Source organism: Streptomyces eurythermus (assembly GCF_014649115.1).
Lineage (GTDB): Bacteria > Actinomycetota > Actinomycetes > Streptomycetales > Streptomycetaceae > Streptomyces > Streptomyces eurythermus.
In genome coordinates, this window is sequence record NZ_BMSK01000004.1 from 179,286 (window position 1) to 194,658 (window position 15,373).

General features: G+C 71.3%; 13 protein-coding genes. 8 read left to right on the plus strand and 5 right to left on the minus strand.

Annotated features, from left to right (window positions below):
* Positions 1–284: 284 nt before the first annotated feature.
* Positions 285–1,232, plus strand: coding sequence for a hypothetical protein (locus IE251_RS08700; protein WP_189752322.1), 948 nt, complete (start codon positions 285–287; stop codon positions 1,230–1,232).
* 60 nt (positions 1,233–1,292) lie between these two features.
* On the opposite strand, the gene IE251_RS08705 is transcribed toward IE251_RS08700, so the two are convergent.
* The gene (locus tag IE251_RS08705) at positions 1,293–1,721 is read right to left on the minus strand and encodes a Rieske (2Fe-2S) protein (RefSeq protein ID WP_189752323.1); all 429 of its coding nucleotides are present in this window, start codon (positions 1,719–1,721) and stop codon (positions 1,293–1,295) included.
* 294 nt (positions 1,722–2,015) lie between these two features.
* On the opposite strand from IE251_RS08705, the gene IE251_RS08710 reads away from it, so the two are divergent.
* Positions 2,016–2,936: a carbohydrate kinase family protein gene (locus tag IE251_RS08710; protein ID WP_189752584.1), complete on the plus strand. Its 921-nt coding sequence runs from the start codon at positions 2,016–2,018 to the stop codon at positions 2,934–2,936.
* Positions 2,937–3,126: 190 nt separating this feature from the next.
* On the opposite strand, the gene uvrA is transcribed toward IE251_RS08710, so the two are convergent.
* Positions 3,127–6,201 (minus strand): excinuclease ABC subunit UvrA, encoded by a 3,075-nt coding sequence (gene uvrA, locus IE251_RS08715; RefSeq protein ID WP_189752324.1) that lies wholly within the window; start codon positions 6,199–6,201, stop codon positions 3,127–3,129.
* Between the two features lie 224 nt (positions 6,202–6,425).
* Here uvrA and IE251_RS08720 point away from each other — a divergent pair, with 224 nt between their 5' ends.
* The 5 genes from IE251_RS08720 to IE251_RS08740 all read left to right on the plus strand — a co-directional run bounded on the left by IE251_RS08720 (position 6,426) and on the right by IE251_RS08740 (position 10,933).
* Positions 6,426–7,112, plus strand: a complete 687-nt coding sequence (locus IE251_RS08720; RefSeq protein ID WP_189752325.1) for a maleylpyruvate isomerase family mycothiol-dependent enzyme — start codon at positions 6,426–6,428, stop codon at positions 7,110–7,112.
* An 82-nt stretch (positions 7,113–7,194) separates the two neighbouring features.
* Positions 7,195–7,851 (plus strand): MBL fold metallo-hydrolase, encoded by a 657-nt coding sequence (locus IE251_RS08725; protein WP_189752326.1) that lies wholly within the window; start codon positions 7,195–7,197, stop codon positions 7,849–7,851.
* A 478-nt stretch (positions 7,852–8,329) separates the two neighbouring features.
* Entirely contained in the window at positions 8,330–9,214 is an 885-nt protein-coding gene (locus tag IE251_RS08730; RefSeq protein WP_189752327.1) for an ABC transporter substrate-binding protein, read from the plus strand.
* Positions 9,211–10,137 (plus strand): amino acid ABC transporter permease, encoded by a 927-nt coding sequence (locus IE251_RS08735; protein ID WP_189752328.1) that lies wholly within the window; start codon positions 9,211–9,213, stop codon positions 10,135–10,137. Before IE251_RS08730 ends, IE251_RS08735 begins: the two co-directional genes overlap by 4 nt.
* 67 nt (positions 10,138–10,204) lie before the next feature.
* The gene (locus IE251_RS08740) at positions 10,205–10,933 is read left to right on the plus strand and encodes an amino acid ABC transporter ATP-binding protein (RefSeq protein ID WP_189752585.1); all 729 of its coding nucleotides are present in this window, start codon (positions 10,205–10,207) and stop codon (positions 10,931–10,933) included.
* A 14-nt stretch (positions 10,934–10,947) separates the two neighbouring features.
* On the opposite strand, the gene aroQ is transcribed toward IE251_RS08740, so the two are convergent.
* Positions 10,948–11,421 carry a type II 3-dehydroquinate dehydratase gene (aroQ, locus tag IE251_RS08745; RefSeq protein WP_030605150.1) on the minus strand — a complete coding sequence of 158 codons (474 nt, stop codon included), beginning with the start codon at positions 11,419–11,421 and terminating at the stop codon, positions 10,948–10,950.
* A gap of 217 nt (positions 11,422–11,638) precedes the next feature.
* On the opposite strand from aroQ, the gene IE251_RS08750 reads away from it, so the two are divergent.
* Positions 11,639–12,916, plus strand: coding sequence for an MFS transporter (locus IE251_RS08750; RefSeq protein WP_189752586.1), 1,278 nt, complete (start codon positions 11,639–11,641; stop codon positions 12,914–12,916).
* A gap of 28 nt (positions 12,917–12,944) precedes the next feature.
* Here IE251_RS08750 and IE251_RS08755 read toward each other — a convergent pair whose 3' ends face one another.
* On the minus strand, positions 12,945–14,045 hold the full coding sequence (locus IE251_RS08755) for a calcium:cation antiporter (RefSeq protein WP_189752329.1): 1,101 nt from the start codon (positions 14,043–14,045) through the stop codon (positions 12,945–12,947).
* A gap of 178 nt (positions 14,046–14,223) precedes the next feature.
* Positions 14,224–15,213 (minus strand): TerC family protein, encoded by a 990-nt coding sequence (locus tag IE251_RS08760; RefSeq protein WP_189752330.1) that lies wholly within the window; start codon positions 15,211–15,213, stop codon positions 14,224–14,226.
* Between the last annotated feature and the right edge of the window lie 160 nt (positions 15,214–15,373).

The following is a 15,373-nucleotide window of genomic DNA, read 5'->3' on the forward strand; positions in this document are numbered from 1 at the left end:
GCCGCTCCCCGGTGGGGCCGGGACGAGGGCCACCACGACCCGTCCCGGTCCGTTCCGCCGTCCGCGCGACGGCGAGGTCCGGCCAGTCGTCCGGAACGACCGAGCCGAGGTGTTGTCGGGTCCTGGTCAACACGCTTCAATGCGGGGGAATCGGCGCCGCGCACCAGGTGTGCGGGCTCGGCCTGCCCGGCCCCGGGTGTGCGCCGCGCACGCGGAGGCGGTCCCGCACACCCGCGCAGGCGGTGTGACCGGCCGTAGTGACACTCACAGAAAGGCCCCTCGGCATGCGGCATGCCACAGAGCACGCGGACGTCCCCGCCGTGGAACTGGCCACGGCCCTGCGGGGCGGCCCCTTCCACGTGGCGCTGCGCGCCGCGATCGCCGCACGCGGACTGCCGCTCCAGCGGGTGCAGCACCATCTGTCACGCCACGGGGTCAAGGTGGGCGTCACCAGCCTGAGTTACTGGCAACAGGGCGCGCGCCGCCCGCAGCGACCGGAGTCGCTGCGCGCCGTACGGGCACTGGAGGAGATCCTCCGGCTGCCCGACGAGTCGCTGATCCGGCTGCTCGCCGCGTCCGACGGGCAGGCGCCCGCCGACCACCCGGCGGGTCGCTCCTACCGCTCCCTGGTCGAGGCGTCGGATGTGCTCGACCGGCTCACGGCCGGCCTCGGCTGGTCACTGGACGGCGGATTGCGCACGCTGAGCCACCACGAATGCGTCCGGATCGGCGCCCGGCGGGAGCTGGCGAGCCGGGAGGCCCACCACATCGTGCGCGCCCATCGCGACGGCGTCGACCGCTTCGTCGCCGTCCATCACGGGGACCCCGGCTGCGACCCCCGCCGCGTCACCGTGCACGCCCTGGAGAACTGCCGCACCGGCCGCCTGCGCTGGGACCGGGACACCGGCGTCCTGGTGGCCGAGCTGCTCTTCGGCACGCGGCTGCGCTCGGGCGACACCTTTCTCTTCCGGTACGCCGTCGAGGACGGCACGGCCGGGGCGTCCCGTGAGTACGCGCACCGGTGCGGCTTCCCCGGCGGCCAGTACGCGCTCCAGGTGCGCTTCGACGGGGCGGCGCTGCCGGTGCGCTGCCATCGCTTCGCCCAGCACTCGGTGGCGGCCCCGCGCACCGGCCGGCAGGAGCTGTCCGTGACCGGTCCCCACCACAGCGCGCATCTGGTCGAGCCACGGCTCCGGCCGGGCATCCTGGGGATCGCCTGGCACTGGGAGTGACCGGCCCCCGCCCGCGCGCCGCCCGGCCGTGGGGGCTGCCCGGTCCCGGCGGCTCCGCGGTCAGTCCGCCGGACCGGCGACGATCCGGCCGTCGGTGGCCTTCACCGCCAGCTCGGTCAGTGGCTCGGTGGCCGGCGCCGCGACCACCTTGCCGGTGACGGCGTCGAACCGGCTGCCGTGGCAGGGACAGATCAGCGTCGTCCCCTCCAGCTTGTTGATGGGGCACCCCGCGTGCGTGCAGATCGTGCTGTACGCCTTGAGGCCGCCGTCCTGGTCACGGCTGACCACCACGTTGTGATCCCGGTAGAGCTTCGCCCCGCCCTTCGCGACCTCGCTCTCCTTGCCGAGGTCGACGGACTCGAGGGCGGCGGACGAGGACGAGCCGCTCTCGTCCGGGGAGGAACACGAGGCCAGGGCGAGCCCGGCGACCGGGGCGGCGGCGGCCCCTCGAAGGACGGTACGACGGCTCGCGCGGGAGCGGGCGGACATCTGGACTCCACTGGTCAAGGGGTGTGCGGAGCGCACGATACCGGGACAGAGGGGCCGCTCCTCGGGCGGGGGGCGGCGGGCGTGGTCGCTTCACGTGAGCGTTTACGCCGGGCCGGGTCATGGGATAGCGTCCCGGCCGGAAGACGACCGAGGGCCGGGTGGTCGGATCGGTGAGGAACGGTTGGCCCGCGCGGTGAAGGTTCGTCCACCTCGTGTCCTGCGGCCGCCCCGGTGCCGGGCCGAAGCCGCCGGACGCACCGCACCATCCGCGCTGTGGGAGAAGGGAACCGCCTCGTGATCGTCGTCGCCGGTGAGGCACTGATCGACCTGGTACCGCAGGGCACGGGCGCCCTCGCGGACCTGAAGCCGGCGCCGGGCGGGGGCCCGTACAACACCGCCGTGGCCCTCGGCAGGCTCGGCTCCCCCACCGCCTTCTGCTCGCGGTTGTCCTCCGACGCCTTCGGCGAGGCCCTGCTCGACGGGCTGCGGCGGGCCGGGGTCGATGTGTCCCTCGTGCGGCGGGGGCCGGAGCCGACGACCCTCGCCGTGGCCACGCTCGACGCCGGCGGCTCGGCCGCCTACTCCTTCTATGTCGACGGCACCGCCGACCGCCTGTTCACCGCTCCCGCCGCGCTCCCGGCCGGGACGCGCGCGGTCTCCTTCGGTACCTGCTCGCTCGTCCTGGAACCGGGGGCGAGCGCCTACGAGGAGCTGCTGCGGACCGCTGCCGGGCAGGGCCTGTTCACCGCGCTCGACCCCAATATCCGGGCGGGACTGATCCCGGACGCGGACGCCTACCGGGAGCGTTTTCTGAGCTGGCTGCCCTCGGTGACGCTGCTGAAGCTGTCCGCGGAGGACGCGGCGTGGCTCGGCGGCACGCCGCGCGCATGGCTGGCCGCGGGACCGGCGGCCGTGGTGATCACGCGGGGCGGCGACGGTCTGACCGTGTTCACCCGGGACGGCGGGGAGCATTCCGTGCCGGGCGAGAAGGTGGATGTCGTGGACACTATCGGGGCCGGCGACACGGTGAACGCGGCCCTGCTGCACGGGCTGGCCGCCCGTGACGCGCTGTCCGCCGAAGCGCTCGCCGCCCTCGGGGCGGAGGGCTGGACTCGGCTGTTGCGCTTCGCGGCGCGGGCGGCGGCGGTCACCTGCTCGCGGGCGGGGGCCGAGCCGCCGTACGCGGCGGAGCTGGGTGATCCGGCCGCGCTGTGAGCGGTTGTTGTTCCCTGTGCTGTTGACAAGGTACGACCGGGCCGGTGGTGGTGCGGGGTCCTGACGGGCCGCCGGACCGGGCCTGCTGGTGGTGGAACGAGCGGCGCCCCGCGGGGAGTTCCCGCGGGGCGCCGATTTCCTGATGAGAGGTCAGACCGGTCGTACCGGGCCGTCCTCGGGGACCGTCGTCTCAGGAACTGCGGGTCCGCGTGGTCTTCTTCGCGGGCGTCGCCTTCTTCGTGGCCGTGGCGGCCTTCTTGGTCGCCGTGCTGTTGGCCTTGGCCGTGGTGGTGCTGTTGGCCTTGGACTTGGCGGCGCTGTTGGTCTTGGCCGTAACCGTCTTCCTCGCCGGCGTCTTGGCCGCGGCCGTCTTCCGGGCCGTGCCGCCGCGCTCCGACTTGACCTGCTGGGCGTCGCTGACGCGGTCGGCGCCGAGGATCTCCCGCAGGAACTTGCCCGTGTGGCTGGCCGGGACCCCGGCGACCTCCTCCGGCGTGCCCTCGGCGACGACCAGGCCGCCTCCGGCGCCGCCCTCGGGGCCCATGTCCACGATCCAGTCAGCGGTCTTGATCACGTCGAGGTTGTGCTCGATGACGATGACCGTGTTGCCCTTGTCGACCAGTCCGCCGAGGACCGTGAGCAGCTTGCTGATGTCCTCGAAGTGCAGACCGGTGGTCGGCTCGTCCAGGACGTAGACCGTGCGTCCGGTGGATCGCTTCTGCAGTTCGCTGGCGAGCTTGACGCGCTGCGCCTCACCACCGGAGAGGGTGGTGGCGGACTGGCCGAGGCGGACGTAGCCGAGACCGACGTCGTTCAGCGTCCTCAGGTGGCGGGAGATCGCCGGGACCGCCTCGAAGAAGTGCATGGCCTCCTCGATCGGCATGTTCAGGACCTCGGCGATGGACTTGCCCTTGTAGTGGACCTCCAGGGTCTCCCGGTTGTACCGGGCACCGTGGCAGACCTCGCACGGGACGTAGACGTCCGGGAGGAAGTTCATCTCGATCTTGATCGTGCCGTCGCCCGCGCAGTTCTCGCAGCGGCCGCCCTTGACGTTGAAGGAGAAGCGGCCGGGCAGGTATCCCCGGACCTTCGCCTCGGTGGTCTCGGCGAACAGCTTGCGGATGTGGTCGAAGACACCGGTGTACGTCGCCGGGTTGGACCGCGGGGTCCGGCCGATCGGCGACTGGTCGACGTGCACCACCTTGTCCACCAGGTCGTCGCCGTCGACGCGGGTGTGCCGTCCGGGGACGGTCCGGGCGCCGTTCAGCTCGCGGGCCAGGTGGGTGTACAGGATGTCGTTGACCAGGGTCGACTTGCCGGAGCCGGAGACACCGGTGACGGCCGTGAACACGCCCAGCGGGAAGGACACGTCGATGTCCTGGAGGTTGTTCTCGCGGGCGCCGTGCACGGTGAGCTGCCGGGACGGGTCGCGCGGGCGGCGTACGTCCGGGAGCGGGATCGACTTGCGGCCCGAGAGGTACGCGCCGGTCTGCGACTCGGTGTTGGCCAGCAGTTCCTTCACGGAGCCGCTGTGCACCACCTTGCCGCCGTGCTCGCCGGCGCCGGGGCCGATGTCCACGATCCAGTCGGCGACCTTGATCGTGTCCTCGTCGTGCTCCACGACGATGAGCGTGTTGCCCATGTCGCGCAGCCGGACCAGGGTCTCGATCAGCCGGTGGTTGTCCCGCTGGTGCAGGCCGATGGACGGCTCGTCCAGGACGTACAGGACGCCGACGAGACCGGAGCCGATCTGGGTGGCCAGGCGGATGCGCTGGGCCTCGCCGCCGGAGAGGGTACCGGCCGCGCGGTTGAGCGAGAGGTAGTCCAGGCCGACGTCGACCAGGAAGCGCAGCCGTTCGTTGACCTCCTTCAGGACCCGCTCTGCGATCTTCTTGTCACGGGCGCTCAGCTTCAGCTCGCCCAGGAAGTCCGCGCAGTCGCTGATCGACATCGAGGAGACCTCGGCGATGGACTTCCCCATGATCGTGACCGCGAGGACGATGGGCTTCAGGCGCGTGCCCTCGCAGGAGGGGCAGGGCACCTCGCGCATGTAGCCCTCGAAGCGCTCGCGGCTGGCGTCGCTCTCGGCCTCGCTGTGCCGGCGCTTGACGAAGGGCACCGCGCCCTCGAAGGGGGTGGTGTAGACCCGCTCGCGGCCGTACCGGTTGCGGTAGCGCACCTCGATCTGGGTCTTGTGGCCGTGGAGCAGGGCCTTCTTGGCGCGCTGCGGCAGGCCCGCGAAGGGGATGTCCGTGCGGAAGCCGAGGGCGTCCGCGAGGGCGCCGATCAGGCGGCCGAAGTAGTCCTTGGTGTGTCCGTGCGACCAGGGGTGGATGGCGCCCTCGTCCAGGGACTTGTCCTCGTCCGGGACGATCAGCTCCGGGTCGACCTCCATGCGCGTGCCGATGCCGGTGCACTCGGGGCAGGCGCCGAAGGGCGAGTTGAAGGAGAAGGAACGGGGCTCCAGCTCCTCGAAGGACAGGTCGTCGTACGGGCAGTAGAGGTGCTCCGAGTACATGCGCTCGCGCTCGGGGTCGTCCTCGGGGAGGTCGACGAAGTCGAGCACGACCATGCCGCCGGACAGGCCGAGGGCCGTCTCCACGGAGTCGGTCAGGCGCCGCTTGGCGGAGTCCTTCACCGTGAGGCGGTCCACGACCACCTCGATGGTGTGCTTCTCCTGCTTCTTCAGGGCCGGCGGTTCGGACAGCTGGACGGTCTGGCCGTCCACGCGCGCGCGGGAGTAGCCCTTGGTCTGGAGGTCGGCGAAGAGGTCGACGAACTCGCCCTTGCGCTCGCGCACCAGCGGGGAGAGCACCTGGAAGCGGCTCCCCTCGGGCAGCTCCAGGACCTTGTCCACGATGGCCTGCGGCGACTGGCGCGAGATCGGGCGGCCGCACTCGGGGCAGTGCGGCTTGCCGATGCGCGCGAAGAGCAGACGCAGGTAGTCGTAGACCTCGGTGATCGTGCCGACCGTCGAGCGGGGGTTGCGCGAGGTCGACTTCTGGTCGATGGAGACCGCGGGGGAAAGACCCTCGATGAAGTCGACGTCGGGCTTGTCCATCTGGCCGAGGAACTGCCGTGCGTACGAGGAGAGCGACTCCACGTAACGGCGCTGGCCCTCGGCGAAGATCGTGTCGAAGGCCAGGGAGGACTTGCCCGACCCGGACAGGCCCGTGAAGACGATGAGCGAGTCACGAGGCAGGTCGAGCGAGACATTCTTCAGATTGTGCTCGCGCGCGCCACGGACGATGAGACGGTCGGCCACGCCGGTCCGCACCTTTCTTGGGAGAAGTGACAGGGGCGGGGCCCCCGTGCTTCTTCAGACTAGGGGGAGCCACTGACAACGTCGGGCGGATTGCCCGGTTGCATAACAATCCCCGGCCTTCCAGCATGCCCGATGCCGTCACCGACGATATAGCACGTGCATTCGATTTGCGGGCGGGGTCCGTCACCTTCACCCGAACGAGTGGCCGGGCTAGGGTCGGCGCCATGATGGATCACGCTCATGACCTGGCCTGTGTACGTGAGGCGACCGACCGGCTGCTCACCGCGGTCGCCGCACTGGACAACGCCGCGCTCGCCGGGCCGTCACGGCTTCCGGGCTGGAGCCGCGGGCACGTCCTCGCCCACCTCGCCCGGAACGCGGACGCGCTCGTGAACGTCCTCGAGGGCCGTCCGATGTACGCGAGCGCCGAGGCGCGGAACGCCGACATCGAGGAGGGCGCGGCGCGTCCTGTGGAGATCCAGGTCGCCGACGTCCGGGACAGCGCGGCCCGCTTCCAGGCGGCCGGGGACGTGCCCGCGGACTGGACGCGCACGGTGGAGCTGCGCAACGGGGTCACCGACTCCGCGTCGCGGGTCCCGTTCCGCCGGTGGGTGGAGGTGGAGCTGCACCACGTGGACCTCGGGATCGGGTACGAGCTGGAGGACCTGTCGGCCGAGTTCGTGGAGCGGGAGACCGGTTTCCTCGCGGAGCGGTTCTCCGGACTCTCCGACGTCCCGGCGGTCCGTCTCACGGACGGCACGCGCGCGTGGATCACCGGGCGCGGGGCCGACGTGCCCGGGATCACGGTCACCGGCCGGCCGGCGGACCTGCTGGGCTGGCTCGCCGGGCGCCGCGACGGCGCGGCTCTGGAGGTGGCCGGCGGGGACCTGCCGAAGCTGCCCCCGCTCTAGAGACCACCCGCGGGGACCACGGCCGTCCCCGGACCCGTCCGAGCGGCCGTGCGCCGGGCCCGTACCGCTATAGGCTGCCGACATGACGTACTCCGGAGAGGTCAAGGTCGGCGGACCGGCGGATGTGCACGAGCTGAAAGACCTGATGATCACCAAGATCGCGGTCGGCCCGATGGACAACAACGCCTACCTGCTGCGCTGCCGGGCCACCGACGAGCAGCTCCTGATCGACGCCGCCAACGAGGCGCGGACGCTCCTCGGCACGATCGGTGACGACGGCATCGCGTCCGTCGTCACCACGCACCGGCACGGTGATCACTGGCAGGCACTCGCCGAGGTCGTCGCGGCCACGGGCGCGCGTACGTACGCCGGCCGCGAGGACGCCGCCGGCATCCCCGTGCCCACGGACGTCCTCGTCGACGACGGCGACGTGATCAGGGTGGGCCGGGTGGAGCTGACCGCGCGCCATCTGGTCGGCCACACGCCCGGCTCGATCGCGCTGGTCTACGACGACCCGCACGGCCACCCGCACATCTTCACCGGCGACTGCCTCTTCCCCGGCGGTGTCGGCAACACGCACAAGGACCCGAAGGCGTTCGCGAGCCTGATCCACGACGTGGAGACGAAGATCTTCGACGTGCTGCCGGACGAGACCTGGGTCTACCCGGGACACGGCAACGACACGACGCTGGGCGCGGAGCGGCCGCATCTGCCGGAGTGGCACGCGCGCGGGTGGTGAGCGGGGAACGGGCCTTCACGGCCGGTCCGCACGGCTCCGTCCCCCGGGTGCCGCCCGCGCCTCTTACCAAGTTCCCGGTGCCGAAACCAGCGGCGCCCGGCGCGCGTTCGGTCGTCCGCGCGCTCCGCGCGGGCACGTCGCACGCGCGCCGGGCGCGCATCGCACACCACACATGCTCCGGGCGCACACCGCCTCGGCACGCGCCCCGTGTGATTCCTTCGCCCGGACGGAGCCCCCGTGCGCACTCGCGGAGAACGGCGCTCCGCAGTCAACTGGTAGCAGCCCGCGCAGGACACCGGTTCCTGAAGCGGTAGGGCCGCCGGTCTCCAACCCACCGCCCTCGGCCGGCGGCCCAGTACATCGCCTGCGTGTGTGTCACACACGGCCACGTTCACACAGCCGCAACACCCGTTCCCACTATGCGGACAACTACCGCCGTGACCTGGACAGATGCCGCGTTCGCTGCCACTCTCCCGCCATGCATCCTGCCCCTCGCACCCTGCGCCGCGCGGTCGCCGCCGTCACCGTAGCCCTGCTCGCCACCGCTGTCGGCTGTGCGCCGCAGCCCGAGGAGAAGGCGTCCGCCACCTCGTCCGGGCCGGCCGCGAAGAGCTGCGCCAAGGGCAAGCTCGCCACGAAGACGTCCGGGAAGCTGACGATCGCGACGGACGAACCGGCGTACGAGCCCTGGTTCAAGGACGGCAAGCCGGCCAACGGCCAGGGGTTCGAGTCGGCGGTCGCCTATGCCGTGGCGAAGCGGCTCGGCTATGACAAGAGCGCGGTCGTCTGGCAGAGCGTGCCGTTCAACAAGGCGTTCGCGCCGGGGGTGAAGAGCTTCGACTTCGACATCAACCAGGTTTCGATCAGCGACGAGCGCAAAAAGGCCGTCGACTTCTCCTCCGGCTACTACGACGTGCGTCAGGCCGTCATCGCGCTCAAGGGCGGCAAGGCGGCCAAGGCGACGAGCATCGCCGACCTGCGCGGGCTCAAACTGGGCGCCCAGGTGGGCACCACGAGCCTCGAATACATCACCGGCCTGGTGAAGCCGTCCCGGCAGGCGGCCGTCTTCGGCAAGAACGACCAGGCCAAGTCCGCGCTGAAGAACGGTCAGGTCGACGCCGTCGTCACCGATCTGCCGACCGCGTTCTACATCACCGCGGCCGAGGTCACGGACGCGAAGATCGTCGGCCAGTTCGAGAACCAGGGCGGCGCGCCCGAGCAGTTCGGACTCGTGCTGGACAAGGGCAGCGCGCTGACCTCGTGCGTGACCGCCGCCGTCGACGCCCTGCGTAAGGACGGCACGCTGGCCGGCATCGAGAAGCAGTGGCTCTCGGACGCCGTCGACGCCCCGGTGCTCAAGTGACGGTCGTCAAGGGCGAGCCGGCCCCGGAAGGGGCGGACGACACCGGTGACATGACCCGTGGCGGCCCCGGCGGCGACGGCTACGTGCCCTCCGAACGGCGGCTGGCCCGCGAACGCCACCGTCGCGCGCGTGCCCGTCGCGCCACGGCGATCGCGGCCCTGTCGACCCTCGTCACCGCGGCACTGCTCTACCTGGTCGTCGTCAACGCCCCCGGCTGGCCGCGCACCAAGGAGACCTTCTTCAGCGCGCACTACGCGCGCGAGGCGTTCCCGAAGGTCCTCGAAGGGCTGTGGCTGAACCTGCGGCTGCTGCTGGTCTGCGGGGCCGCCGTCCTGGTCCTCGGCATGCTGATAGCGATCGCGCGGACCCTGCGCGGCCCGGTCTTCTTCCCGCTGCGGGTGCTGGCGGCGGCGTACACCGACTTCTTCCGCGGGCTGCCGCTGATCATCAACCTGATGATCGTCGTCCTGGGCGTGCCGGCGCTGCGGCTGCAGGGGGTGACGGTCGATCCGGTGCTGCTCGGCGGCACGGCGCTGACGCTGACCTACTCGGCCTACGTGGCGGAGGTGTTCCGGGCCGGCATCGAGTCCGTCCATCCCTCGCAGCGCGCGGCGGCCCGCTCGCTGGGCCTGACCAGCCGGCAGACCCTGCGCCACGTCGTGCTGCCGCAGGCGGTGCGCCGACAGGTGCCGCCGCTCCTCAACGACCTGGTGTCGCTGCAGAAGGACACCGGTCTGGTCTCCATCGGCGGGGCGGTGGACGCCGTGCGCGCGGCCGACATCATCGTGGGCCGCAGTCTGAACTACACGCCGTACATCGTCGCGGGGCTGGTCTTCGTGGCGCTGACCATCCCGATGACCCGGTTCACCGACTGGGTGACGGCCCGGATGGACCGTCGGCGGGCGCAGGGAGGGTCCCTGTGAGCACCCGGGGAGGATCGCTGTGAGCACGCTGGAGAACGCGCCCGAGGGCCACGGGCCCGTCCTGCGCATGGAGTCGGTCCGCAAGACCTTCGGCGACTCGGTCGTCCTGCGGGACGTGCACCTGGAGGTCGCCCCGCACACGGTGACCGCGCTGATCGGCGCCTCCGGTTCGGGCAAGTCCACGCTGCTGCGCTGCGCCAACCTCCTGGAGGAGATCGACGACGGCGCGATCTGGCTGGACGGCGAGGAGATCACCGACCCTCGGGCGGACCAGGACGCGGTACGGCGCCGGATCGGCGTCGTCTTCCAGGCGTACAACCTGTTTCCGCACATGACCGTGCTCGACAACATCACGCTCGCGCCGCGCCGGGTGCACGGGGTGGCCCGCGCGGAGGCCGAGGAACGGGCCAGGGAGCTGCTGGAACGGCTCGGCCTGGCCGGGAAGGCGGATGCCTACCCCGACCGGCTCAGCGGCGGCCAGCAGCAGCGTGTGGCGATCGTACGGGCCCTCGCGGTGCGGCCCCGGCTGTTGCTGCTGGACGAGATCACGGCCGCGCTCGACCCGGAACTGGTGGGCGAGGTGCTGGAGGTGGTCCGCGGCCTGAAGGAGGAGGGGATGACCATGGTGCTGGCGACGCACGAGATGGGGTTCGCGCGGGACGTCGCCGACCAGGTGTGCTTCCTGGACGGCGGGGTCGTGCTGGAGCGTGGCAGCGCCGAGCAGGTCTTCGGCGAGCCGCGGCACGAGCGCACCCGGCGCTTCCTGCGCCGGATCGTCGAGGCGGGCAGGCTGTAGTCCCGCGCTCGGGGTTACGCGTCCGCCCGCGCCGCCCCGAGCAGCGCCGCGACCCGCTCCACGCCGAACACATAGCCCTGCACCCCACAGCCGGCGATCACGCCGTCGGCGCGCTGGGAGACGTACGAGTGGTGCCGGAACGGCTCGCGCTGGTGGATGTTGGAGATGTGCACCTCCAGCACGGGCATGCCGTCGCAGGTGTTGAGCGCGTCCAGGATGGCGACCGACGTGTGCGAGTACGCGCCGGGGTTGATGACGATCCCGCAGTGCCCGAGCCGCGCCTCGTGGATCCAGTCGACGAGCTGACCCTCGTGGTTGGACTGCCGCAGGTCCACCGTGCCGCCGTAGGCGGCCGCCGCCTTGGCGCACAGCGCCTCCACGTCGGCCAGTGTGTCCTTGCCGTAGATCTCGGGCTGGCGCTGGCCGAGCAGGTTCAGGTTGGGCCCGTTGAGGATCATGATCGGTGCGTTGGCCAGGGTGCGGGGCACGGTTCCTCCGGTCCGTCGGTGGGCGGCGCGTCCGCGACCGCCGCTCGTCACGGACCGGTCTATCACGCCCTCCCCGGGCGGACAGCCGGTGGTGCACGCCCCTCGCCACGGCGCGCACCACCGGTCCCGTGATCACCTCCGCACGCCCCCGTAACTCCTGATCACGGTGGGTAGTTGACCCATCATGCACGACGTACAGGCTGTGAACAGGCCGTCCATGCCGCGGCTCGCCGCCGCCTCGCTCGCCGGGACGGCGATCGAGTTCTACGACTTCTTCGTCTACGGCACCGCGGCGGCCCTGGTGCTCGGGCCGCTGTTCTTCCCGACGTTCTCGCCGGTGGCGGGCACGCTGGCGGCGTTCGCGACGTTCGGGGTGGGGTTCATCGCCAGACCGCTGGGCTCGGTGCTGTTCGGGCATCTCGGGGACCGGCGCGGCCGGCGGCCGGTGCTCGTCGTCTCGCTGCTGCTCACCGGCGCCGCCACGGTCGCGGTCGGCTGTGTGCCGTCCTATGACACCATCGGCGTCGCCGCGCCCCTCCTGCTGCTCGTCCTGCGCTTCCTTCAGGGCCTCGGGCTGGGCGGGGAGTGGGGCGGGGCGGTGCTGCTCACCGCCGAGCACGCCCCCGCCGGACGGCGCGCCCTGTGGTCGAGCTTTCCGCAGATGGGCCCGGCGGTCGGCTTCGGGCTGGCCAACGGGGTGGTGCTCGCGCTGTCGGCGGCGCTGTCCGACGCGGAGTTCGCGCGCTGGGGCTGGCGCGTGCCGTTCTGGGCGGCCGGAGCGCTGGCACTGGCCGGTCTGTGGCTGCGCTCGTCCCTCGCGGAGAGTCCCAGCTTCCTGGAGATCGACGACCACGCGCGCGTGCCGTTCTTCGAGGTCGTACGGCATCACGGGCGGCTGGTGCTGCTCACGGCCGGGGCGCTCGCGGTGGGTTATGCGGTGTTCTACGCGGTGACGACCTGGTCGCTGGCGTACGCGACGGAGCGGCTCGGCGTGAGCCGTACGGTCATGCTGACGTGTGTCATGGGGGCCGTGCTCGTGCAGGGCGCGCTCGTGCCGCTCGTGGCGCTGTTCGCCGACCGGTTCGGGCGCCGGCCGATGTGTGTGGTGGGGTGCGTGGCGTGCGCCCTGTGGATGTTCCCGATGGTCGCGCTGCTGGCGACCGGAGAGCCGCTGCTGATGTTCCTGAGCATCCTGGGTGCCCTGCTCGCCTTCGTCACCGCGTTCGCGGTGATCGCCGCCTATCTGCCGGAGCTGTACGAGCCGCGGGTGCGCTGCACGGGCGCCGCCGTGGGCTACAACCTGGGCGGGGTCCTCGGCGGCGCCCTCACCCCGATCGTGGCCACGGCGCTCGCGGAACGGGGCGGGCGGGTGCCGTGGGGCGTGGGCGCGTATCTGACAGGAATCGCGCTGATCAGCCTGGTGTGCTTCACGCTGCTGCCGGAGACGCGTCCGGTGCCCGTGGCGGCGGTGGAGCCGAAGCCGGTCACGGGCTGACCGGACGTCCCTGCGCGCGGGCCATCGGCTAGGGATTGACCGCCAGTTCCAGGTAGGCCGCGAACAGCACCAGGTGGACGCCGCCCTGGAGCGGCGTGGCCCGGCCGGGGACCACGGTCAGGGAACTGACCACCACGGTCAGCGCGAGCATCAGCATGTGGGTAGGGCCCAGGCCGAGGACGAGCGGCCCGGACAGCCAGACGGAGGCGAGGGCCACGGCGGGGATGGTCAGGCCGATGCTGGCCATCGCTGAGCCGAGCGCGAGGTTGAGGCTGGTCTGCACCCGGTCCCGGCGGGCGGCGCGCAGCGCGGCGATCGTCTCGGGCAGCAGGACGAGCAGGGCGATGATCACACCGACCACCGCGTGCGGCAGCCCGGCCGCCGCCACGCCCGACTCGATCGTGGGCGACACCCCCTTGGCCAGGCCGACCACACCGACCAGGGCCAGCCCGAGCAGCCCCAGGCTGAGCCAGGCCTCGCGCGCCGAGGGGGGTGACGCGTGGTCCTCGCCGCTGATCACCTTGCCCTGCCGAGTGACGGGCAGGAAGTAGTCACGGTGCCGCACGGTCTGGGTGGTCACGAACAGTCCGTAGAGGATGAGCGAGGACAGCGCGGCGAAGGTCAGCTGGACGGTGGAGAACTCGGGTCCGGGCTTGCTGGTGGTGAAGGTCGGCAGCACCAGGCTGAGCGTGGCCAGCGTCGCCACGGTCGCCAGGGCGGCGCCTGTGCCCTCGGGGTTGAAGAGCGCCGTGCCGTGCCGCAGGGAGGCGACGAGGAGGCTGAGACCGACGATGCCGTTGCAGGCGATCATCACGGCGGCGAAGACGGTGTCCCTGGCCAGCGTGGAACTCTTGTCGCCGCCGTCGGCCATGAGGGTGACGATCAGGGCGACCTCGATGATCGTGACGGCGACGGCGAGCACCAGGGAACCGAAGGGCTCGCCGACCCGGTGCGCGACCACCTCGGCGTGGTGCACCGCCGCCAGGACCGAACCGGCCAGGACGAGGGTCACCAGGGCGACCAGGGCGCCGGGCAGGGCCCGGCCCCAGGTGAGGGCCAGCATGACGACGGCGAGCACCGGCACGAGCGTCGTCCATTGGCGGGTGTGCGACCGGAGCCGAGTGATCATGCGGCGATGGTCGCAGAGGCGTACAGGATTCGCATTCCGTTCTTTTCGGATACCTCTCATCCTTTCCGGTGTGGGGTCCGGTGCCGGTGGGACCGGAGGCGCCTTATGGCGAGACCTCGCCCAGGAGGCCGGGCGAGGTCTCGGACTTCAGTGACGGTGCCGGCGGACGGCGGCACCGTCACACGTCGACGCGCTCCTTCGGGGCGTCCTCGCCCCCGGCGAGCGCCGCCTGCTTCCTGGTGGCGAGCAGGCTGGTGACGGTGGTGACGGCGAGGACCGCGCAGATCACTCCGAGCGAGACGGGGATGCTGATCTCGGGGACGTGGACACCGGACTCGTGCAGGGCGTGCAGTACGAGCTTGACGCCGATGAAGCCGAGGATGACCGACAGCCCGTACGACAGGTGGACCAGCTTCTTGAGCAGTCCGCCGATGAGGAAGTACAACTGGCGCAGCCCCATCAGGGCGAAGGCGTTGGCGGTGAAGACGATGTACGGGTCCTGGGTCAGGCCGAAGATCGCGGGTATGGAGTCCAGGGCGAACAGCACGTCGGTGGTGCCGATGGCGAGCATCACGACCAGCATCGGGGTCATGACGCGCTTGCCGTTCTGCTGGATCCACAGCTTGGTGCCGTGGTAGCGGTCGGCCACGCCGAACTTGCGCTCGACGGCCTTCAGGAGCTTGTTCTCCTCGTACTCGTCGTCCTCCTCATCCGCGCGGGCCTCCTGGATGAGCTTCCAGGCGGTCCAGATGAGGAAGGCGCCGAAGAGGTAGAACACCCAGGCGAAGCTGGCGAGGATCGCGGCTCCGGCGGCGATGAAGACGGCCCGCAGGACCAGCGCTATGAGGACGCCGACGAGCAGGACCCGCTGCTGGTACTGGGTGGGCACCGCGAACTTCGCCATGATGAGGACGAAGACGAAGAGGTTGTCGACGCTCAGGGACTTCTCGGTGATGAAGCCCGCGAAGAACTCGCCGGCCGGCTGTCCGCCGCCGAAGACGAGGAGGCCGAGGCCGAAGAGGCCGGCCAGGGTGATCCAGACGACCGTCCAGACACCCGCTTCCTTGAGCGACACCTCATGCGGCTTGCGGCCGATGAAGAAATCGACCGCGATCAGCGCGGCGAGACCCGCGATGGTGAGGACCCACAGGCCCATGGAGACTTCCACTGCACCTCCGGCATTGCGTGACGGCAAACACATCAGCGTTGTCGCTGCCGGAGGTCTCTTCCGCCCGTGACGGGCCGACGCCCCGGGACCGGAACCGGTCCGTATTGACGGGTGCGCCGCAGCAAGGAGTACTCCCCTCCGTACGGAAGACAGTACCCCA